This window comes from Streptomyces sp. NPDC104814 (assembly GCF_055583185.1).
On sequence record NZ_JBVJOL010000004.1, the window covers coordinates 238050 to 258919 of the forward strand.

The following is a 20870-nucleotide window of genomic DNA, read 5'->3' on the forward strand; positions in this document are numbered from 1 at the left end:
CGGGTCGCGCGCATCCGGCGACCGAGGGCCGGCCGACCGCCCTCGCTCCTGGTCTCTGCGTCACCCCGCGAGCCGAGCGATCGCCCCGCCCCCGGGCTCGCGTCGCCTCAGGAGTCGGCCTCGGTCGTGGCCGGGGAAGCGGTCTCGGCCGTCGCCGCCTGGCGGCGGTCCAGGGCGCTCAGCGCGCGGTGGGCGATCGGGCGGGTGCGGACGATGTCGGCCAGGTTCGTGGAGCCGCGGGTGATGTCCGTGAACGCCCGCCAGGCCGGCCGCAGACCGGTCAGGGCGGCGTGGAAGAGACCGGGGCGCCGCTCGAAGGCGGACAGCAGCCGCTTGCCGACGGCCATTTCGACGCCGAGCCCGGCCTTCACGGCGAACGCGTAGTTCAGGGCCTGACGCCGGGTGTCCACCGCGTCGTGCGCCTCGGCGATCCGTACCGCCCACTCCCCCGCGAGCCGGCCCGAGCGCAGGGCGAAGGAGATGCCCTCCCGGGTCCACGGCTCCAGCAGTCCGGCGGCGTCCCCGCACACCAGCACCCGTCCGCGCGAGAGCGGTGAGTCGTCGGCGCGGCAGCGGGTCAGATGGCCGGAGGAGATCCTCGGCTCGAACCCGGCGAGGCCGAGCCGGCCGATGAAGTCCTCGAGGTAGCGCTTGGTCGCCGCGCCCTCGCCGCGCGCCGAGATCACACCGACCGTCAGCGTGTCCCCCTTCGGGAACACCCAGCCGTAACTGCCGGGCAGCGGGCCCCAGTCGATCAGCACCCGCCCCTTCCAGTCCTCTGCGACGGTGTCCGGCACCGGGATCTCCGCCTCCAGACCGAGGTCGACCTGGTCGACCTTGACGCCGACGTGCGCCCCTATCCGGCTGGCGCTGCCGTCGGCACCGACCACCGCGCGGGCCAGCAGGGTCTCGCCGCCCTGCAGGACGACGGCGACCGTGCGCCGGTCCGGGACGGCCGGGCCGTGCTGCTCGACCCGCTGCACGGTGGCGCCGGTACGCAGCTCGGTGCCCGCCTTCTGCGCGTACTCGACGAGCTGCTGGTCGAACTCGGGACGGTTGATCAGCCCGAACAGCATCTGCCGGGAGCGCCGGGTGCGGGTGAAGCGGCCGTCCAGGGAGAACGTCACCGCGTGCACGCGATCCTTCAGCGGCAGCTCGAAACCGGGCGGGAGTGCGTCGCGCGAGGGACCGATGATGCCGCCGCCGCACGTCTTGTACCGCGGCAGCTCCGCCTTCTCCAGCAGGAGGACGCGCCGTCCGGCGACCGCGGCCGCGTAGGCGGCCGAGGCCCCCGCGGGTCCCGCGCCCACCACGACGACGTCCCACACCTGCCGCCCGTCGTCCGCCGAAGAGTTCTCGCTGCTCACGATGGTCTACCGCTCCCGATCACGCCGCTGCCGCTGCTGCCACAGGCATCCTACGGCGGAGATCGTCACGGCCCGCTGTGGGAGGATCGGCAGCACTCACCTGAACAACGTCGCACCCACGAGGAGCGTGCCCCATGTCGTCGCATCCGGTCGCCGAGACCGTCGCCGCGCTGATGCCCCGGGCCAAGGCGGAACTCGCCGAGCTGGTGGCCTTCAAGTCGGTGGCGGACTTCACGCAGTTCCCGAAGAGCGAGAGCGAGCAGGCCGCCCGCTGGGTCGCCGACGCGCTCACGGCCGAGGGCTTCGAGGACGTGGCGCTGCTGGACACCCCGGACGGCACGCAGTCGGTGTACGGCTACCTGCCCGGCCCCGAGGGCGCGAAGACCGTGCTGCTGTACGCGCACTACGACGTGCAGCCCCCGCTTGACGAGGCCGGCTGGGCGACCCCGCCGTTCGAGCTGACCGAGCGCGACGGCCGCTGGTACGGCCGCGGCGCCGCGGACTGCAAGGGCGGCGTCATCATGCATCTGCTGGCGCTGCGCGCGCTGAAGGCGAACGGCGGCATACCCGTCCACGTCAAGGTCATCGCCGAGGGCTCCGAGGAGCAGGGCACGGGCGGCCTGGAGCGCTACGCCGAAGAACACCCCGAGCTGCTGCGGGCGGACACGATCGTCATCGGCGACGCGGGCAACTTCCGGGTCGGGCTGCCGACCGTGACCACCACCCTGCGCGGTATGACCCTGGTCCGTGTGCAGGTGGACACGCTGGCGGGCAATCTGCACTCCGGACAGTTCGGCGGGGCCGCCCCGGACGCGCTGGCCGCGCTGATCCGGGTGCTGGATTCGCTGCGCGCCGAGGACGGCTCCACCACGGTCGACGGGCTGGCCGGTGACGCCGCCTGGGAGGGCCTGCAGTACGACGAGGAGCAGTTCCGCAAGGACGCCAAGGTGATCGACGGCGTCGAGCTGATCGGCTCCGGCACCGTCGCCGACCGCATCTGGGCCCGCCCGGCCGTCACCGTGCTCGGCATCGACTGCCCGCCGGTCGTCGGCGCCACGCCGTCCGTGCAGGCGAGCGCCCGCGCCCTGGTCAGCCTGCGCGTGCCGCCGGGCGTGGACGCCGCGGAGGCCACCAAGCTGCTCCAGGCCCATGTCGAGGCGCACACCCCGTGGGGAGCCCGGGTCGCCGTCGAACAGGTCGGCCAGGGCCAGGCCTTCAGCGCCGACGCCGCCAGCCCCGCCTACCAGGCGATGGCCGACGCGATGGCGGTGGCCTACCCGGGCCAGGAAATGCAGTACGCGGGGCAGGGCGGCTCCATCCCGCTGTGCAACACCCTCGCCGCGCTCTACCCGCAGGCGGAGATCCTGCTGATCGGACTGAGCGAGCCCGAGGCGCAGATCCACGCCGTGAACGAGAGCGTGTCGCCGCAGGAGCTGGAGCGGCTGTCCGTCGCCGAAGCGCTGTTCCTGCGCAACTACGCGGCCGGCTGACCGGCTCTGCTCTCAGCCAAGGGCCCCGCGCGCGCCGCCCGGGGCCCTTACGTTCGCCCCATGGACGTCATCGAACTGCTCCCCCGCCTCCATCTGCTGCGCTTCCCCGTCGGCCAGGCCTACCTGTGGCGGGACGGCGACGACGATCTGACGCTGATCGACGCCGGGCCGGTGGGCTCCGGGGGCGCCGTGGCGGAGGCGATCACGTCGCTCGGGCTCGCCCCCGGTGCCGTACGGCGGATCGTGCTGACGCATTTCCACGAGGATCACGCGGGCGGGGCGGGCGAGTGGGGTGACGTGCCCGTGCTCGCGCACCGGCTGGACGCGCCGTACGTCCGCCAGGAGCGGCCGGGGCCTGCGCCGGTGCTCCAGGACTGGGAGCGGGCGCTGCACGCCGAGGTCACCCGGGGTCTGCCGCCGCTGAGCGAGGCGACCCCGCCGCCGGTGGTCCACGCGGTGTCCGGCGGCGACGTCCTGGACTTCGGTGCGGGCGCCCGTGTGGTGCACGTCCCCGGGCACACGGACGGCAGCATCGCGCTGCATCTGCCCGCGCACGGGGTGCTGTTCACCGGGGACACGATCGCCGCGTCCCCGGTGGACGGCGCGGTGATGCCGGGCGTGTTCAATCTGGACCGGGAGCGGGCACTGGCGTCGCTGCGGCAACTGGCCGGTCTGGAGACGGAGGTGGCCTGCTTCGGCCATGGGGACGCGGTGACCTCGGGGGCGGGTGAGGTGCTACGGGCGGTGGCGGACCAGCACGCCTGACCCGGCCGGCTCACCCCACGGGGCGGCCCGCCTCCAGATACAGCGCGGCGCCGCGTTCTCGGGCGCGCAGGGCCCAGCGCAGTCGCTCGTAGCGCACGGGTGGGAGCAGCCCGGCCGCCTCGTGTTCGGTGACGAAGCGCCAGCCGCGCAGTTCGGGCCCCGGGAGCAGCACCTGGCGGGCCGCGGCGGAGTCGAGGCGGCCGCCGTCGAAGAGCAGGCGCAGACCGCCGTAGCCGGGGGGCGCGGGCCGTTCCCAGTCCACGACGAGGAGCCGGGGCACCTCGTCCAGCCGTATCCCGGTCTCCTCCGCGACCTCGCGCATGCCCGCGCGGGCCGGCGCCTCGCCGGGTTCGACGACACCGCCGGGGAACTCCCAGCCGGGCTTGTAGGTGGGGTCGACGAGCAGCACCCGGTCCTGTTCGTCGAAGAGGAGCACACCGGCGGCCACGGTCTCGCCGGTGGGTTCGGGCGTCTGCACGATGTCGCAGACGGACGCGGCGCCGCTGCCGACCGCCTGCGCGATCCGCACGGCGGTCTCCTGCGGCGTGAGGGCGCCCGTGTCGATGAGGTGCGCGTCGGCGGTGAGCCAGGAGGCGAGGGCCGCGCGGTAGGGCTCGATGTGGTCGTAGGCCCACTGCCGGACGCGTATCTCGCCGTCCGGGAGGTCCGGCGGGACGGGGCGGGTGGCTATCCGCTCGCGCAGGATCGTTTCAGCCGGGGCGAGGAGAAGGTGCCGGACCTCGATCCGGCGGGCGGCGAGGCCGCCGAAGATCTCGTCCCGGTACTCCTGACGCAGCAGGGTCATGGGGACCACGAGGGTGCCGCCCAGCTCGGCGAGCAGCGCGGCGGCGGTGTCGATGACGAGACGGCGCCAGATCGGCAGGTCCTGGAAGTCGCCGACGTCGGCGAGGCGTTTGGGCGGCAGCAGGTGCTGGAGCGCTCCGCCGATGAGCTCGGGGTCGAAGAGCGTGCTGTTCGGGATCACGTCGATCAGTTCGCGCGCGGTGGTGGACTTCCCCGCTCCGAACGCACCGTTGATCCAGACGACGGTCACGGTTCCCCCTCTTCTGTTGGCCCCCTGTGGCTTGCCCGCTCCACCCTGCCACGGAAACCAGCGCCAGTTGAGGGCGCATGACGCGGCGGTGCCGCCCCTCACGCACCCGGGCGCGGAAGGGGCGGCACCGCCGTGGCCGGCCCGCTCCTCGTCACTCGCCTCCGCCGAGCGCGCCCTCGTCGACCTGGAAACTGTCCTGGGCGACGGTGTGGTCCAGGGTGCTGAGGGTGTCTCCCACGTTCAGGTTCGTCAGATCGTCGGCGTCCAGACCGTGCGAGGGGGTGATCGCCGCGACGACGAAGCCGGTGGCGAGGGAGGCGATGGCGAGCATGCTGCGCTTCTTCATGCCCGGCTCAACTGCGCGATCGGGCGGAGGTCACGCCCCGGCTGATTTCACCTCCCGTTCACGAGCGGCCCCTCGCGTTCCGCACCGCGACGACCACCGTCCGCAGCGCGAAGTTCTCACGACCCGCCATCTTCCAACACAGTCCCACACGTTCTACCGTGAACGCGCATCGATGACGAGTGCATGACGTCATCCCCTTCTCGTTGGTCGGAGGCATGTCACCATGCGTCACACCGGCACATCGCGTCACAGAATCCTCGGAGCGCTCACGGCAGGGCTCCTGTGTACGGCCGGGCTCACCGCCCCGGCCGTCGCCGTGTCCGGCGCCCCCGCCGCGCCGGACACGGCCACCCTCGCCGACGGGCTCGCGCTCACCCCGCCGATGGGCTTCAACAACTGGAACTCCACGCACTGCCGGGCGGAGTTCAATGAGGCGATGGTCAAGGGCATCGCCGACCTCTTCGTCGCCAAGGGCCTCAAGGCCGCGGGGTACCAGTACGTCAACCTCGACGACTGCTGGGCGCTCCCGCAGCGCGACGCCGCGGGCAAGCTCGTGCCCGACCCGGCCCGCTTCCCGGGCGGTATCAAGGCGGTCGCCGACTACGTCCACGCCAAGGGCCTGAAACTCGGCATCTACACCAGCGCCGGAACGAAGACCTGCAGCGACATCGGCTTCCCCGGCGGCCTGGGCCACGAGTACAGCGACGCCCGGCAGTTCGCCGACTGGGGCGTCGACTACCTCAAGTACGACAACTGCAACAACCAGGGCGTCGACGCCAAGCAGCGCTACACCACCATGCGCGACGCGCTGAAGGCGACCGGGCGGCCCATCGTCTTCAGCATCTGCGAATGGGGCCAGAACAAGCCCTGGGAGTGGGCCGCCGACGTCGGTCACCTGTGGCGCACCACGGGCGACATCTCCGACAGCTGGGGCTCGATGCTGGCCATCGCCAAGCAGAACCTGCCGCTCGCCCCGTACGCCGGTCCCGGCCACTGGAACGACCCGGACATGCTGGAGGTCGGCAACGGCGGCATGACGGACACCGAGTACCGCTCGCACTTCTCCCTCTGGTCGGTCATGGCCGCGCCCCTGCTCATCGGCACCGACCTGCGCAAGGCCACGGACGCGACGTACGAGATCCTGGCCAACAAGGAGGTCATCGCCGTCGACCAGGACCCGCTGGGCAAGCAGGGCACCGTCGTCTCCTCGGCCGGAGGCCGCTGGGTGATCGCCAAGCAGCTGCGGGACGGCAGCCGCGCGGTCGCCCTGTTCAACGAGTCGTCCACGGCGCAGCGCATCGCCACCACCGCACAGGCCGTCGGGCTCCCGGCCGCCGACGGCTACACCCTGCGCGACCTGTGGCGGCACACGTCGTACAACACCGCGGGAACCATCGCGGCCACGGTCCCCGCGCACGGCACGGTGCTGGTCCGCGTCGCCGCCGACGGCGGCTGGGCCGCGCAGCCGCCGGCCGTCGAGGCCGGCCTGGACGGCGGCGCGTACGTCGAGGCGGGCAGGCCGGTCGCGGTGACGTCCACGGCCACCGACCTCGGCCGGACCCCCGCCCGTGCCGTCTCCGTCGCCCTGACCGGCCCCGCCGGCTGGACGGTGCAGGCCGCCTCGCCCACCACGACGGCGTCGCTGCCCACCGGCCGTTCCCTGAGCACCGCCTGGACGGTCACCGCTCCTCCCGGGACACCGACCGGGTCGTACGGCCTGACGCTGACGACGAGTTACCGCTCGCCGACCGGTGTGCGGGCGGCGAACACCCTGACTGTGACGGCGTCCGTGGTCGTGCCGCCGCCCGCCGGAGTGTCGTACCTCGGCGATCTGCCGTGGCTGTCGGCCGACAGCGGCTGGGGACCGGTGGAACGCAACACCAGCAACGGCGAGAGCGCGGCCGGTGACGGTCGTCCGCTCACCATCGGCGGCGTGGTGTACGGCAAGGGGCTCGGCGTGCACGCGCCCAGCACCGTCGCCTACTACACCGGCCGCTCCTGCAAGACGGTCAGCGCGTCCGTCGGCGTCGACGACGAGAAGGACACGAAGGGCACGGTCGCCTTCGAGGTGCGCGCCGACGGCCACACGGTCGCCTCGACCGGGGTGCTGACCAACGCCATGCCCGCGCAGCCCCTCACCGCGGACGTGTCCGGTGCGCAGGTGGTGGAGCTGGTCGTCACCGACGGCGGCGACGGAGTCGACTCCGACCACGCCGACTGGGCGGACGCCCGGCTGACCTGCTGACCGCACACCGCGACGCCCGCCCCGGGCCGGGGCGGGCGTCGGGCGGCACTCCGTCGGCGATCCCGGGCGGCGCCTCGGCTCAGACGCCCGCCGCGGCGACCCCCGCCACTCCCGTGAGCGCGGCCGCCGCCGCTCCCACCAGGCCCGCGTCGGTGCCCATCTGGGCCGGGGCCACCGTCAGCCGGCGGACGAAGGACAGCGTCGCGTAGTCGGCCAGCGAGCGGCGCAGCGGGGCGAAGAGCACCTCGCCGGCATTGCCCACACCTCCGCCGATCACCGCGACGTCGATCTCCACCAGGGTAGCGGTGGCCGCGATGCCGGCGGCCAGCGCCTGGGCGGCCCGCTCGAAGGAGGCGACGGCCACCGGGTCGCCGGCGCGGGCGGCGGCGGCCACCGCGGCCGCGGAGGTGTCACCGTCGGGGCCGGGCCGCCAGCCGTCGTCCAGGGCGCGGCGGGCGATGTTCGGACCGCTGGCGATGCGCTCGACGCAGCCGCGCGAGCCGCACGGACACAGATCGCCGTCGAGGTCCACGCTGATGTGCCCGATGTGACCGGCGTTGCCGGTGGGGCCGGGATGGAGCCGGCCGTTCAGCACCAGGCCGCCGCCGACCCCCGTGGACACCACCATGCACAGGGCGTTGGCGTGTCCGCGGGCCGCGCCCTGCCAGTGCTCGGCGGCGGTGATCGCCACGCCGTCACCGATCAGTTCCACCGGCAGACCGCCGGTCACCGCACGGGCCCGCCCCACCAACGGGAAACCGCGCCAGCCGGGGATGTTCACCGGGCTCACGGTGCCCGCGGAGGCGTCCACCGGGCCCGCGCTGCCGATGCCCAGCGCCCGCGCGCGCCCCCACAGCGGCGAGACCGCCAGCTCGCCGAGCACCTCCTCGACGGCCCGCATCACGGTGTCGCCGTCCTCCCGGGCGGGCGTCGGGCGCTGGGCGCGCACCAGGATCGTGCCGCGGTCGTCGACCAGCGCGCCGGCGATCTTGGTGCCGCCTATGTCGAGCGCGGCCACGAGGTCGGTGGTCATCAGTGTCGGATCTCCCCGTTCGGCGATGGGAACCAAGCGAAACCTGAAAAGGTGCGGAACGCCGCGGGCCGGCGGTGGGGGCGCGGGCCGGAGTGTGCGAGGGACAGTCTCCCCTGCCTGTGACAACGTTGTCCAGGCTCTATGCTCGACGCCACATCCTCATACAAGCCCATGGACCTCCGCATCCTCTCGGCGGTTGGATGGGGCCGACGGAGCCCCCGCTCCCCGTGGACCACAGGACAGGACAGCGCACCGTGCCCGAGACCGCCCGCAGCACCGCCCGCCTCACCGACCGCCTGCCCGGCAGCCGGTACGGCAACCGTCCCACCATGAAGGACGTGGCGGCCCGCGCCGGAGTCGGCCTGAAGACCGTCTCCCGGGTGGTCAACGGCGAGCCCGGCGTCACCCCGGACACCGAACGGCGCGTGCAGGAGGCCATCGAGGCGCTGGGCTTCCGCCGCAACGACAGCGCCCGTGTGCTGCGCAAGGGCCGCACCGCGAGCATCGGGCTGGTCCTGGAGGACCTCGCGGACCCGTTCTACGGCCCGCTCAGCCGCGCGGTGGAGGAGGTGGCCCGGGCACACGGGGCGCTGCTGATCAACGGCTCCAGCGCCGAGGACCCGGACCGCGAGCAGGAGCTGGCCCTGGCGCTGTGCGCGCGGCGGGTGGACGGCCTGGTGGTGATCCCCGCCGGAGACGACCACCGCTATCTGGAGCCGGAGATCCGGGCGGGGGTGGCGACCGTGTTCGTGGACCGCCCGGCGGGCCGCATCGACGCGGACTGCGTGCTGTCGGACAACTACGGCGGAGCCCGCGACGGCGTGGCCCATCTGATCGCGCACGGGCACCGCCGGATCGGCTTCATCGGGGACATGCCCCGGATCCACACGGCCGCCGAGCGGCTGCGCGGCTACCGGGCCGCGATGGAGGACGCGGGCATACCCGTGGCGGACGCCTGGATGTCGCTGGGCGCCACCGACCCCGAGCGGGTGCGCCGGGCCGCCGAGGACATGCTGTCCGCGCCCGAGCCGGTCACCGCGATCTTCACCGGCAACAACCGGGTCTCGGTGACGGTGATCCGCGTCCTCGCGGCCCACGACCGCCCGGTCGCGCTCGTCGGCTTCGACGACGTCGAGCTAGCCGACCTGCTCCAGCCGGGCCTCACGGTGGTCGCCCAGGACGCGGCGGCCCTCGGCCGTACGGCCGCCGAGCGGCTCTTCCGCCAGCTGGACGGCGACCTCGTCGCCCCCGAACGCGTCGAACTGCCCACCCGGCTGATCGCCCGCGGCTCCGGCGAGCTGCCGCCGGGGCGGTGACCCGACCGCCGGGTGGCTGGTGCTGCGACCGGAAAGGTTCACCGGCTCACCTTTCCGGTCGCAGCACTAGTCTGGGTCCCGATGGTGCATTCCAGCCTGGCAGCGCTCGGCCTGGCCCAGGTGCCGCGGGAGGACCCGCTGCTGTACCCCGGTGCCTGGCCGCGGGACTCGGGGCTGCTCGACGGGGACCGGCTGCTGCCGCTCCACCGTCTGGTGTACGACGACCGCGCCCCCGTGCTGACGGTCGGCTCCAACGCCTGCCCCGGCCAGCTGCGCCACAAGCTGGACGAGTTCGCGGTCACCTCGCCCGTGCCGATGGTCAGGGCCCGGGTGACCGGTGTGGACGTCGGGGTCTCGGCGCACGTCAGCCGCATGGGCTATGTCTCGGCCTCCCCCGTCCGCTCCTCCGCCCGCGTCCGGGAGCTGTTCGTGATCTGGCTGGACCCGGAGCAGCTCGCCGTGATCGACGCGAGCGAGGGCGTGCCACTGCCGCACGGCAACTTCCAGCGGGCATGGCTACCCGCACCGGACGTACAGGTCACCCTCGCCGACGGCAGCCTGCTTCCGGGCGTGTACTGCTACGTCAACCGGCACGGCGTACTGCGCGGCCACACCCGGGCACCGCGCGACCACCCCGGCCAGCGCGCACTGCTGAACGAACTCGTACGAGCCTCGCCACGCCTGCGCGAGCTGTTCGGAGCGACCCCGGAGGAATTCTGCACCCGAGCCCGCGCAGACGCGGGCCTGTGCGCCCGGGGCACGCACCTGTTCGCCGAAGAGAACCTCGTCACCACATCCGGCCTGGAGCGGTATGCATAGCCGCGACGACCGCCAGGCGCCCACGGCGGGAAGGGGACGGGGTGGGGGGTGTCCGCCCGCAGCGCCCGGCACCGTGACACGGCACGCCCGTCGAAGACGGCCGGCCGGACCGAGGACGGACACCCCCCACCGCGGCCCCGCCTTGACCACCAACCGCAGGCGCGACACCAGCCCCCACCGGACGGCAACGGGCCGCCGCAGGCAAAAAAGGGGCGCGGGGAACGGCGCGACCAGCCACAACGAACCCGCAGACAACAACGCACCGAGCGCCGCAGGCACAACGCACCCCGGCCGCAGGCTACTGCGCGGAAGCCGTCAGATCCCCCCGCCGAGGAGCGGAGAAGCCCTCCAGGTCGCCCCGCGTGAGCCCCGTCGCCTCGGCCACCTCGGTGACATCGAGCGCACCGCAGTCCAGCCCCCGCAGCAGGTACCCGCTGAGCGCCTTCGCCGTGGCCGGCTCGTCCATGACGTCGCCGTCGACATGCCCGGCGTAGCGGGCGAGGCGGGCGGCGGCCTGCTCGAAGCCCTCGCGGTAGAAGGCGAACACGGCGGCGTAGCGGGTGGGGATGTGCCCCGGGTGCATGTCCCAGCCCTGGTAGTAGGCGCGGGAGAGCGCCCGGCGGGTCAGGCCGTAGTGCAGCCGCCAGGCGTCGTGGACCTTCTCGGTGGGCCCGACCGGCAGGACGTTGGTGGAGCCGTCGGAGACGCGTACGCCGGTGCCGGCGGCCGCGACCTGCATGATCGCCTTGGCGTGGTCGGCGGCCGGGTGGTCGCTGGCCTGATAGGCGGCGGAGACGCCGAGGCAGGCGCTGTAGTCGAAGGTGCCGTAGTGCAGTCCGGTGGCGCGGCCCTCGGCGGCCTGGATCATCCGGGCGACCGTGGCGGTGCCGTCGGTGGCGAGGATCGACTGGCTGGTCTCGATCTGGATCTCGAAGCCGATGCGGCCGGGCTCCAGACCGCGGGCCTTCTCGAACGCCTCCAGGAGGCGGACCATGGCGGTGACCTGCTCGGGGTAGGTCACCTTGGGCAGGGTGAGGGTGAGCCCGTCCGGCAGCCCGCCGTGCTCCAGCAGCCCGCTGAGGAAGACGTCCAGGGTCCGGATGCCCCGGTCGCGGACGGCGGCCTCCATGCACTTCATGCGGATGCCCATGTAGGGGGCGGCCGTGCCCTCGGCGTACGCGGAGGCGATGAGACGCGCGGCGCGGGCGGCGTCCTCGTCCTCGTCCTCGCCGTGGTAGCCGTCCTCGAAGTCGACGCGCAGGTCTTCGATGGGCTCGCGCTCCAGCTTGGCGCGCACGCGGGTGTAGACGGGCTCGGCGAGGTCGTCGGAGAGCCCGAGGACGCGGGCGAAGGAGGCGGCGTCCGGGGCGTGCTCGTCCAGCGCGGCGAGGGCCTGGTCGCCCCAGGAGCGGATGGTGCCGGCGGCGAAGACGTCACCGGGGACGTAGACGGTGTGCACGGGCTGGCGGGTGCCGGGGTCGCCCGGGTAGCGGCGCTCCAGTTCGGCGTCGACCGGCGCGAGGGAGGCACTGATCTCCTCGCTGACGGCGCCCGCGAGGCTCGTCGCCACCTTCTCCTGCTGGCCCTGACCCATCCCGCACCCTCCTGTTTTCCGCTCTATGGAATCAATAATCCGTAGAGCGAAGTTATCTGTGGATCTTCCTCCTGGTCAACACCCTGTCCACAGCATGAACCCCTGGCCGTGACACGGCGAGGCCCCCGCGACCGCGCAGGTCACGGGGGCCTCGGCGAGCCGGGCGGGGATCAGCCCTTGCGGGACTTGACCTCGTCGGTCAGCTGCGGGACGACGTCGAAGAGGTCGCCGACGATGCCGTAGTCGACCAGCTCGAAGATCGGGGCCTCGGGGTCCTTGTTGATGGCCACGATGGTCTTCGAGGTCTGCATACCGGCGCGGTGCTGGATGGCACCGGAGATGCCGCAGGCCACGTACAGCTGCGGCGAGACCGACTTGCCGGTCTGGCCGACCTGGTTGGTGTGCGGGTACCAGCCCGCGTCCACGGCGGCACGCGAGGCGCCGACGGCCGCACCGAGCTGGTCGGCGAGGCCCTCGATGAGGGAGAAGTTCTCCGCGCCGTTCACACCGCGGCCACCGGAGACCACGATCGCGGCCTCGGTCAGCTCCGGACGGCCCGTCGACTCACGCGGCGTACGGCCGGTGACCTTGGTGCCGGTCGCCTTGTCGGAGAACGTCACGGACAGGGCCTCGACGCTGCCCGCGGCCGGGGCGGCCTCCACGGCGGCCGAGTTCGGCTTGACCGTGATGACCGGGGTGCCCTTGACGACACGGGACTTGGTGGTGAAGGACGCGGCGAACACCGACTGGGTGGCCACCGGGCCCTCGTCGCCGGCCTCCAGGTCGACGGCGTCGGTGATGATGCCGGAGCCGATGCGCAGCGCCAGACGCGCGGCGATCTCCTTGCCCTCGGCGGAGGACGGCACCAGGACGGCGGCCGGGGAGACGGCCTCGACGGCGGCCTGCAGGGCGTCCACCTTCGGCACGACCAGGTACTCGGCGTACTCGGAGGCGTCGTGGGTGAGGACCTTCACCGCGCCGTGCTCGGCGAGCGCGGCGGCGGTGTCGCCGGCGCCGTTGCCGAGCGCGACGGCGACCGGCTCGCCGATCCGGCGGGCCAGCGTCAGCAGCTCCAGAGTGGGCTTGCGGACGGCACCGTCCACGTGGTCGACGTAGACGAGAACTTCAGCCATGGGAATGCATCTCCTGCGGGGATTGCGAAGTCTGAGGGGCGGTCAGGGAAGCGGTCCCTGCTCCAGGGACGAACGGGTCCCTTAGATGAACTTCTGGCTCGCGAGGTACTCAGCGAGCTGCTTGCCGCCCTCGCCCTCGTCCTTGACGATCTGGCCCGCGGTGCGCGCGGGGCGCTCGTTCGCGGCCTCGACCTTGGTGAACGCGCCCTCCAGGCCGACCTCTTCGGCCTCGATGTCGAGGTCGGACAGGTCCCAGGACTCCACCGGCTTCTTCTTGGCCGCCATGATGCCCTTGAAGGACGGGTAACGGGCCTCGCCGGACTGGTCGGTGACCGACACGACGGCCGGCAGCGAGGCCTCGAGGGTCTCCGAGGCGGCGTCGCCGTCGCGGCGGCCCTTGACCGTGCCGTCCTCGACCGAGACCTCGGACAGCAGCGTGACCTGCGGGACGCCCAGACGCTCGGCGACCAGCGCCGGGACGACGCCCATGGTGCCGTCGGTGGAGGCCATGCCGGAGATGACCAGGTCGTAACCGGCCTTCTCGATCGCCTTGGCCAGCACCAGGGAGGTGCCGATGGCGTCCGTGCCGTGCAGGTCGTCGTCCTCGACGTGGACGGCCTTGTCGGCGCCCATGGACAGCGCCTTGCGCAGCGCGTCCTTGGCGTCCTCGGGGCCGATGGTCAGGACGGTGACCTCGACGTCGTCGTCGGAGTTCTCGGCGATCTGCAGCGCCTGCTCGACGGCGTACTCGTCCAGCTCGGAGAGCAGACCGTCCACGTCGTCCCGGTCGACGGTCAGGTCATCGGCGAAGTGCCGGTCGCCAGTGGCGTCGGGCACGTACTTCACAGTGACAACGATCCTCAAGCTCACGCCGGCTCTCCTACTGCCTCGTCATTTCTCGGCTGCCTACTTGAGAGGCAGCATAGGCGCCCCAAGCGGCCGATTCCGGTACGGGGCGGTCCCCGCTCCGACCGAAATATTACTCGTCAGTACATCCAGTTCCTGCCCGCTAAGCAAGCGCTTTGAACTGTGACCTTTGCAACGCAGCGTAACCGGAACCGGACCGCTCCGCAGGGGAGCCGGAGCGTGACTAATCGCGCAGAGCAGTGAAGCGGCCCTGGTGGTAAAGGAGCGGGCGGCCGGGCCCGGCGGGGTCCCCCACGACGACCTCGGCGAGGACGATGCGGTGGTCACCGGCCGGAACCCGGGCGACCACCCGGCACACCAGCCAGGCCAGGACGTCGTCCAGCACGGGCACGCCCTGCGGGCCCTCGCGCCAGGCCGTGGGGGCGCCGAAGCGGTCGGCGCCGCTGCGGGCGAAGGTGGCGGCCAGCTCCTGCTGGTGCTCACCGAGGATGTGCACGCCGACGTGGCCGGCCTCGGATATCGCCGGCCAGCTGGAGGCGCCGGTGCCGATCCCGAAGGACAGCAGCGGGGGCTCGGCGGAGACGGAGGTGAGGGAGGTCGCGGTGAAACCGACCGGCCCCGACGCACCGCGTGCGGTGATCACGGCGACCCCGGCCGCGTGCCGCCGGAAGACGGAGCGGAGGAGGTCGGGCGAGGCGAGCCGGGGGGTGCGCAGGTCGGGCGAGGCCGTCATGGAGTTGTCCTTCAGCGGGGAGAGGCGAGGGGGCGCGGGGCGGCTGGGCCCGGACAGCGCGCGCTCGCGGTGCGGACGAGGTCGACGTGCACCCGTCCATGAAGGAGAAGTTCCGAAGGCATGCGGTCAGGCTGACGATAGGTGGCGAGCACAGTCAAGTACGTCCCGTGGAGTGGGAGACAGCTCACCGTGACCGAACGGGGCGTCACACCGCCTCGCCGAGGGCCGCGATGACGTCGGCCTTGCGCGGCTGACCGGTGGCCCGTCGCACGACGCGGCCGTCGGCGTCGAGGACCAGCACTGTCGGGGTCTTCAGGATGTCGAGCGCGCGCACCAGCTCCAGGCGGGCCTCCGCGTCGATCTCCAGGTGCGTGACGCCCGGAACCAGGCCGGCGACCTCGCCGAGCACCCTCCGGGTGGCCCGGCAGGGCGCGCAGAAGGCGCTGGAGAACTGCACCAGCGTGGCCCGCTCCCCCAGTTCGCCGCCGAGGTCGGCCGCCGTGAGCCGCTTGCCCTGATCGCGCACGCGCACCCGTACTCTCCCGCTCCGCCGTCGCTGCACCAGGCCGTAGGCGCTCGCCAGCGCGAGCACCACGACACACACCACCAGTCCGGTCATCATCCGCATCAGCATTCATCAGACTGCAAAGATTCCCCGCTCCCAGAAGTCCATCCGTTGCGGAATGCTTGCCTCCATGGACATCGACGTGAGGGGGCCGCGGTTCGGTGCGGCCGTGACGACCGTAGTGCTGGCCGTCGTGCTGATCACGGGCAACCCCTGGCTGCTGGCCTGGCAGACGCTGGCGTTCGCGCTGGGCGCGGCGGGCGGGGTGCAGCGCTCGCCGTACGGCTGGGCGTTCCGCACGGCGGTACGGCCGCGGCTCGGCCCGCCGAGGGCGTTCGAGGCGCCCGAGCCGCCGCGGTTCGCGCAGGCGGTGGGGCTGGTGTTCGCCGGTGTCGGCCTGGCCGGCTACACGCTGGGGCCGCAGTGGCTGGGGATGGCGGCGACCGGGGCGGCCCTGGCGGCGGCCTTCCTGAACGCGGCGTTCGCGTACTGCCTGGGGTGCGAGATGTACCTGCTGGTGCGACGTACGGCGGTTCGCGCAGAGTAAAGGGAACATAAAGGCGCAGGTCGATGATGGGTGGACGTGACGAGGATCTCGCGGCGGACGGGCACCAGGACTGGCTCCCGCCCGTTGTTTCGGGCACGATCTGCGACAAGCCGTGAACCTACGGCTGCGTAACTTGACTTCCGCCGGGAACAACCCTTCTTGGCATTCCCTGGCAGCGGATGAAGAAGGAAGGGTCCGTCCCGCCCATGGCAGAACTCGTCTACCGCCCCGTCATCGGTCTCGCCAAAACCCTGTTCAAGGCATGGGACCTCAAGATCGACTGCCGGGGGTCGGAGAACATTCCGCGGACGGGCGGTGCTGTGCTGGTGAGCAACCACATCAGCTACCTCGACTTCATCTTCAACGGCCTCGCGGCGCTCCCGCAGAAGCGGCTGGTGCGCTTCATGGCGAAGGAGTCGGTGTTCCGGCACCGGATCTCCGGGCCGCTGATGCGCGGCATGAAGCACATCCCGGTGGACCGCGAGCAGGGCGAGGCCGCCTACGCGCACGCACTGGACGCTCTGCGCTCCGGCGAGGTGATCGGGGTGTTCCCGGAGGCCACCATCTCGCCCTCGTTCACCCTGAAGAGCTTCAAGTCGGGCGCCGCCCGCCTCGCCCAGGAAGCAGGGGTCCCGCTGATCCCGATGGCGGTGTGGGGCACGCAGCGGCTGTGGACCAAGGGCCACCCCCGCAACTTCAAGCGCAGCCACACCCCGATCACCATCCGGGTGGGCGAGCCCGTCGAGGCGCCGCGCGACCAGTACGCCGGCGCGATCACCCGTCGTCTGCGCGAGCGCGTGCAGGAGCTGCTGGAGGCCGCCCAGCGCGCCTACCCGGTCCGCCCGAAGGACGCGGGCGACACCTGGTGGATGCCGGCCCACCTGGGCGGTACGGCGCCGACGCCGGAGCAGGTCCGGGCGGCCGAGGCGCACTGACGACCCGCCGGCCCGTTCTCACAGCGCGGTCGGATAGCTCCCCCACAGCGACGGGACGTCCGGTGCGGCCCGCAGCGACGCGAGGATCGCCGGGTGCGGGGCGGCGTACAGCTCCGGGTAGTCCCGCTCACCCGCCTCGGCGTCGGGCACGAAGGGCAGTCGCTCCCCGTCCAGGCTGAACGCCGCTTTCTCGCCGGGCGGGCCGCCGCGCGGGTCCTGGCGGTGCCAGGCGCCGTTGAAGCGGACCGCGACCAGACCGTGCACCGCCTCGAACTTCTGGTAGCACAGCGCCGTGGGGATGTCCTCGGCGCGCAGCAGCGCGGCCAGGGCATGGGACTTGGCGCAGCAGATGCCGGTGCGCCGCTCGATCACGTCGGAGGCGCGCCAGGTCAGGCGCGGGTCGCCGCTGTCCAGCGAGTGCGGGATCTCGTCACGCACGAACTCGAAGGCCGCACGCGCATAGTCATACGAGTCGGTGGCGCCGTCGGCCAGTCTCGCAGCCGTCTGCCGCACCATCGGGTGGTGATGGTCGATGACCTCATCGGCCGCCAAGTAGGCGGAAAGGTCGGGGTTGTTCTGGATCGGCTCCATGGCCGCAGAGCATAGGAAAGCGATCACCCGAGCGTCAATGACTTTTCGGGTGATCGCATACCTATGCAGAATCGAGGGCTACCGCGCCATCTCTTCCTTCAGTGCGGCGAGGAACGCGTCCACGTCGTCCTCGGTGGTGTCGAAGGAGCACATCCAGCGCACCACACCGTCGGCCTCGTCCCAGAAGTAGAAGCGGAAGCGCTTCTGCAGCCGCTCGCTCACGTCGTGCGGCAGCCGGGCGAAGACGCCGTTGGCCTGGACGGGGTAGAGGATCTCCACGCCGTGCACGGACCGCACGCCCTCGGCCAGACGCTGGGCCATCTCGTTGGCGTGCCGGGCGTTGCGCAGCCAGAGATCCTTGGCGAACAGCGCCTCCAGCTGGACCGAGACGAAACGCATCTTGGAGGCCAGCTGCATCGACATCTTCCGCAAATGCTTCATCTGCCGCACCGCGTCCTGGTTGAGGACGACGACCGCCTCGCCGAACAGCGCGCCGTTCTTCGTCCCGCCCAGGGAGAGGATGTCCACGCCGACCGCGTTGGTGAAGGTGCGCAGGGGCACGTTCAGCGACGCGGCCGCGTTCGATATCCGGGAGCCGTCCAGGTGCACCCGCATGCCGTGGGCGTGGGCGTGCTCGCAGATCGCGCGGATCTCGTCGGGCGTGTAGAGGGTGCCCAGCTCGGTGGACTGGGTGATCGAGACGACCTGCGGCATCGCACGGTGCTCGTCCTCGAAGCCCCACGCCTGCCGGTCGATCAGCTCGGGTGTGAGCTTGCCGTCCGGGGTGGAGACGGTGAGCAGCTTCAGGCCGCCCATCCGCTCCGGCGCGCCGCCCTCGTCGACGTTGATGTGCGCACTGTCCGCGCAGATCACCGCACCCCAGCGGTCGGTGACCGCCTGGAGCGCCACGACGTTGGCGCCGGTGCCGTTGAACACCGGGAACGCCTCGGCCGTGGCGCCGAAGTGGCTGCGCACGATCCGCTGGAGGTTCTCCGTGTAGTCGTCCTCGCCGTAGGCCACCTGGTGCCCGCCGTTGGCCAGCGCGAGGGCGGCGAGCACCTCGGGGTGGGCGCCGGCGTAGTTGTCGCTGGCGAAACCGCGGACCTCGGGGTCGTGATGGCGACGCGCGTCGGTCTTGGGGGGGTTCACGGCTTCTCGGTCAGCCACAGACGGTTTCCGTTCACTTCCGCGGCGGGCTTGTCCCAGACGCGCACGATCTCCTCGGCGAGGTCCTTGACGTCCGTGAAGCCCGCGAACTTCGCATTGGGGCGGTCGGCGCGCATCTGGTCGTGCAGCAGTGCCTTCACCACCAGGATGACAGCCGCCGAGGTGGGCCCGTCGGCGCCCTCACCGATGCCGGCCTTGCGGAAGTAGTCCGCCATGGCCAGCGTCCACGCTTCGGAGGCGGCCTTCGCGGCGGCGTACGCGGCGTTGCCGGCGGTCGGCTTGGTGGCACCGGAGGCGCTGATCAGGACGTAGCGGCCGCGGTCGCTGCGCTGCAGCGCCTCCGAGAAGGCCAGGGAGGTGTGCTGGACGGTGCGGATGAGCAGCAGCTCCAGAAAGTCCCAGTCGTCGAGGCTGGTCTTGATGAAGGTCTCGCTGCCGCGCCAGCCGCCGACCAGGTGCACCAGGCCGTCGATCCGGCCGAACTCCTTCTCGGTGCGGTTGGCCCAGTCCCGGGTGGCCTCCAGGTTGAGCAGGTCGACGGTCTCGCCGGTCACGGTCGCGCCGCCCTGGGCGTAGCGGGCCGCGTCGACGGCCTCGGACAGCCGCTCCGGGTCGTTGTCGGCGCCGACGACCGTCGCACCGGCCTCGGCGAGCCGCAGCAGCGCCGCCCGTCCCGCCGGTCCGCCCGCGCCGGCGACCGCGATCACCGCACCGCTGAGAGCCCCGTTCGCCATCTTCTTCGCCTCCGTAGCAGTGTTCTGGACGCGGTCGCTCACGCGGCGATCCGCTCGGCACCGTCCGCCGTGATGCCCTTGGTCGAGGCAATCACGTTCTTGAGTTTCTTGGACAGCGCCTCATAGAACATGCTCAGCGGAAACTCGTCGGGAAGCACGTCATCGACGAGCTTGCGCGGCGGCTGGCTCAGGTCCAGGGCGTCGGGGCCCTTGGCCCACGTGGAGCCGGGGTGCGGGGCGAGATAGGTGGAGACCAGTTCGTAGCCGGCGAACCAGTGCACCAGCTTCGGGCGGTCGATGCCGTCGCGGTACAGCTTCTCGATCTCGGCGCACAGCTGGTTGGTGACCTGCGGGGCGCGCTCCCAGTCGATGGAGAGCTTGTTGTCCGTCCACCGCACGACGTCGTGCTTGTGCAGGTAGGCGAAGAGGAGCTGGCCGCCGAGGCCGTCGTAGTTGCGGTTGCGGTCGCCGGTGACCGGGAAGCGGAACATCCGGTCGAAGAGCACGGCGTACTGCACGTCACGGGCCTGCGGGACACCGTCCGCCTGGAGCTTCACGGCCTCCTTGAAGGCGGTGAGGTCGCAGCGCAGCTCCTCCAGGCCGTACATCCAGAACGGCTGGCGCTGCTTGATCATGAACGGGTCGAAGGGCAGGTCGCCGTGGCTGTGGGTGCGGTCGTGGACCATGTCCCACAGGACGAAGGCGTCCTCGCAGCGCTTCTGGTCGTGGACCATCGCGGCGATGTCCTCGGGCAGCTCCATGCCGAGCAGCTCGACGGCCGCCTCGGTCACCCGGCGGAAGCGGGCGGCCTCGCGGTCGCAGAAGATGCCACCCCAGGAGAATCGTTCCGGCGCCTCGCGCACGGCGATGGTCTCCGGGAAGAGCACCGCGGAGTTGGTGTCGTAGCCCGCGGTGAAGTCCTCGAAGGTGATGCCGCAGAACAGCGGGTTGTCGTAGCGCGTGCGCTCCAGCTCGGCCAGCCAGTCGGGCCAGACCATGCGCAGCACGACCGCCTCGAGGTTGCGGTCGAGGTTGCCGTTCTGGGTGTACATCGGGAAGACGACCAGGTGCTGCAGACCGTCCCTGCGGTCGGCCGCGGGCTGGAAGGCCAGCAGCGCGTCCAGGAAGTCCGGCACCTCGAAGCCGCCCTCGGCCCAGCGCTGGAGGTCCTTGACCAGCGCCTCGTGGTACGCGGTGTCGTGCGGCAGCAGCGGGGACAGCTCGCGCACGGCCTCGATCACCTGCTGGACCGTGTCCTCGGCCTCGGCGCGCTGCGGGGCGCCCTCGGCCGTGAAGTCTATGGAGCCGTCCTTGGACTGCCAGGGCCTGATGCGCTCCACGGCATCCTTGAGCCGGGGCCAGGCCGGGTGCTCCACCACCCTGCTCGCCGGAGGAACCGTCTCCTCCGTACCCGCCTGCACAAGAATTTCCGTCATGTCCCATCCTCCACTGGAAGACCTCGCGTAAGAAGACCGTATACATACATGGTTTCTCTCAGCAAGGGGCGGCTCCGGAAATTATCCTGCGCGACCCCCATGGTCACCGAAGTTTTTCCCGTCCGGTCGCGAT

The 20870-nt window shown here is 71.9% G+C and carries 20 protein-coding genes; 7 read left to right on the plus strand and 13 right to left on the minus strand.

From position 1 onward, the window contains the following. Nucleotides 1–107 precede the first annotated feature (107 nt). Entirely contained in the window at nucleotides 108–1367 is a 1260-nt protein-coding gene (locus ACZ64A_RS16975; protein WP_469811087.1) for a geranylgeranyl reductase family protein, read from the minus strand. Nucleotides 1368–1501: 134 nt separating this feature from the next. Here ACZ64A_RS16975 and ACZ64A_RS16980 point away from each other — a divergent pair, with 134 nt between their 5' ends. After that, the gene (locus ACZ64A_RS16980; RefSeq protein ID WP_469811088.1) at nucleotides 1502–2857 is read left to right on the plus strand and encodes a M20/M25/M40 family metallo-hydrolase; all 1356 of its coding nucleotides are present in this window, start codon (nucleotides 1502–1504) and stop codon (nucleotides 2855–2857) included. Nucleotides 2858–2917: 60 nt separating this feature from the next. Next, entirely contained in the window at nucleotides 2918–3622 is a 705-nt protein-coding gene (locus ACZ64A_RS16985; RefSeq protein WP_469811089.1) for an MBL fold metallo-hydrolase, read from the plus strand. A 10-nt stretch (nucleotides 3623–3632) separates the two neighbouring features. Here ACZ64A_RS16985 and ACZ64A_RS16990 read toward each other — a convergent pair whose 3' ends face one another. Both ACZ64A_RS16990 and ACZ64A_RS16995 read right to left on the minus strand, forming a co-directional pair. After that, nucleotides 3633–4676, minus strand: coding sequence for an NUDIX hydrolase (locus tag ACZ64A_RS16990; RefSeq protein WP_469811090.1), 1044 nt, complete (start codon nucleotides 4674–4676; stop codon nucleotides 3633–3635). A 151-nt stretch (nucleotides 4677–4827) separates the two neighbouring features. Beyond that, the gene (locus tag ACZ64A_RS16995; RefSeq protein WP_469811091.1) at nucleotides 4828–5022 is read right to left on the minus strand and encodes a hypothetical protein; all 195 of its coding nucleotides are present in this window, start codon (nucleotides 5020–5022) and stop codon (nucleotides 4828–4830) included. Between the two features lie 223 nt (nucleotides 5023–5245). Here ACZ64A_RS16995 and ACZ64A_RS17000 point away from each other — a divergent pair, with 223 nt between their 5' ends. After that, a complete protein-coding gene (locus ACZ64A_RS17000) occupies nucleotides 5246–7267 on the plus strand; it encodes an NPCBM/NEW2 domain-containing protein (protein ID WP_469811093.1) in 2022 nt (673 codons plus the stop codon). Nucleotides 7268–7346: 79 nt separating this feature from the next. Here ACZ64A_RS17000 and ACZ64A_RS17005 read toward each other — a convergent pair whose 3' ends face one another. Continuing rightward, nucleotides 7347–8300 carry an ROK family protein gene (locus ACZ64A_RS17005; RefSeq protein WP_469811095.1) on the minus strand — a complete coding sequence of 318 codons (954 nt, stop codon included), beginning with the start codon at nucleotides 8298–8300 and terminating at the stop codon, nucleotides 7347–7349. Between the two features lie 227 nt (nucleotides 8301–8527). Here ACZ64A_RS17005 and ACZ64A_RS17010 point away from each other — a divergent pair, with 227 nt between their 5' ends. Both ACZ64A_RS17010 and ACZ64A_RS17015 read left to right on the plus strand, forming a co-directional pair. Continuing rightward, nucleotides 8528–9616, plus strand: a complete 1089-nt coding sequence (locus ACZ64A_RS17010) for a LacI family DNA-binding transcriptional regulator (RefSeq protein ID WP_469811096.1) — start codon at nucleotides 8528–8530, stop codon at nucleotides 9614–9616. Between the two features lie 81 nt (nucleotides 9617–9697). Further along, a complete protein-coding gene (locus tag ACZ64A_RS17015) occupies nucleotides 9698–10435 on the plus strand; it encodes a hypothetical protein (RefSeq protein WP_469811097.1) in 738 nt (245 codons plus the stop codon). Nucleotides 10436–10733: 298 nt separating this feature from the next. Here ACZ64A_RS17015 and ACZ64A_RS17020 read toward each other — a convergent pair whose 3' ends face one another. The 5 genes from ACZ64A_RS17020 to ACZ64A_RS17040 all read right to left on the minus strand — a co-directional run bounded on the left by ACZ64A_RS17020 (nucleotide 10734) and on the right by ACZ64A_RS17040 (nucleotide 15381). Then, nucleotides 10734–12029, minus strand: a complete 1296-nt coding sequence (locus tag ACZ64A_RS17020) for a DUF6986 family protein (RefSeq protein WP_469811098.1) — start codon at nucleotides 12027–12029, stop codon at nucleotides 10734–10736. 170 nt (nucleotides 12030–12199) lie between these two features. Further along, nucleotides 12200–13162: an electron transfer flavoprotein subunit alpha/FixB family protein gene (locus tag ACZ64A_RS17025; RefSeq protein ID WP_469811100.1), complete on the minus strand. Its 963-nt coding sequence runs from the start codon at nucleotides 13160–13162 to the stop codon at nucleotides 12200–12202. An 81-nt stretch (nucleotides 13163–13243) separates the two neighbouring features. Beyond that, nucleotides 13244–14032, minus strand: a complete 789-nt coding sequence (locus ACZ64A_RS17030; protein ID WP_361625980.1) for an electron transfer flavoprotein subunit beta/FixA family protein — start codon at nucleotides 14030–14032, stop codon at nucleotides 13244–13246. Nucleotides 14033–14252: 220 nt separating this feature from the next. Beyond that, nucleotides 14253–14762: a flavin reductase family protein gene (locus tag ACZ64A_RS17035; RefSeq protein ID WP_469811101.1), complete on the minus strand. Its 510-nt coding sequence runs from the start codon at nucleotides 14760–14762 to the stop codon at nucleotides 14253–14255. A 205-nt stretch (nucleotides 14763–14967) separates the two neighbouring features. Next, nucleotides 14968–15381 carry a TlpA family protein disulfide reductase gene (locus tag ACZ64A_RS17040; protein WP_469811381.1) on the minus strand — a complete coding sequence of 138 codons (414 nt, stop codon included), beginning with the start codon at nucleotides 15379–15381 and terminating at the stop codon, nucleotides 14968–14970. A gap of 76 nt (nucleotides 15382–15457) precedes the next feature. On the opposite strand from ACZ64A_RS17040, the gene ACZ64A_RS17045 reads away from it, so the two are divergent. Both ACZ64A_RS17045 and ACZ64A_RS17050 read left to right on the plus strand, forming a co-directional pair. Then, nucleotides 15458–15874 carry a DUF4395 domain-containing protein gene (locus tag ACZ64A_RS17045; protein ID WP_469811102.1) on the plus strand — a complete coding sequence of 139 codons (417 nt, stop codon included), beginning with the start codon at nucleotides 15458–15460 and terminating at the stop codon, nucleotides 15872–15874. A gap of 206 nt (nucleotides 15875–16080) precedes the next feature. Further along, on the plus strand, nucleotides 16081–16809 hold the full coding sequence (locus ACZ64A_RS17050) for a lysophospholipid acyltransferase family protein (RefSeq protein WP_469811104.1): 729 nt from the start codon (nucleotides 16081–16083) through the stop codon (nucleotides 16807–16809). Between the two features lie 18 nt (nucleotides 16810–16827). Here the strand turns inward: ACZ64A_RS17050 and ACZ64A_RS17055 are convergent, their stop codons facing one another. From ACZ64A_RS17055 to ACZ64A_RS17070, 4 genes are all read right to left on the minus strand, one after another. Continuing rightward, nucleotides 16828–17400, minus strand: a complete 573-nt coding sequence (locus ACZ64A_RS17055; RefSeq protein ID WP_469811105.1) for a transglutaminase-like domain-containing protein — start codon at nucleotides 17398–17400, stop codon at nucleotides 16828–16830. 78 nt (nucleotides 17401–17478) lie between these two features. Continuing rightward, nucleotides 17479–18549, minus strand: coding sequence for a threonine aldolase family protein (locus tag ACZ64A_RS17060; protein WP_469811106.1), 1071 nt, complete (start codon nucleotides 18547–18549; stop codon nucleotides 17479–17481). After that, on the minus strand, nucleotides 18546–19301 hold the full coding sequence (locus ACZ64A_RS17065) for an SDR family NAD(P)-dependent oxidoreductase (protein ID WP_469811382.1): 756 nt from the start codon (nucleotides 19299–19301) through the stop codon (nucleotides 18546–18548). Before ACZ64A_RS17065 ends, ACZ64A_RS17060 begins: the two co-directional genes overlap by 4 nt. Nucleotides 19302–19339: 38 nt before the next feature. Further along, complete coding sequence (locus ACZ64A_RS17070) at nucleotides 19340–20737, minus strand: DUF6421 family protein (protein WP_469811108.1); 1398 nt, start codon at nucleotides 20735–20737, stop codon at nucleotides 19340–19342. Between the last annotated feature and the right edge of the window lie 133 nt (nucleotides 20738–20870).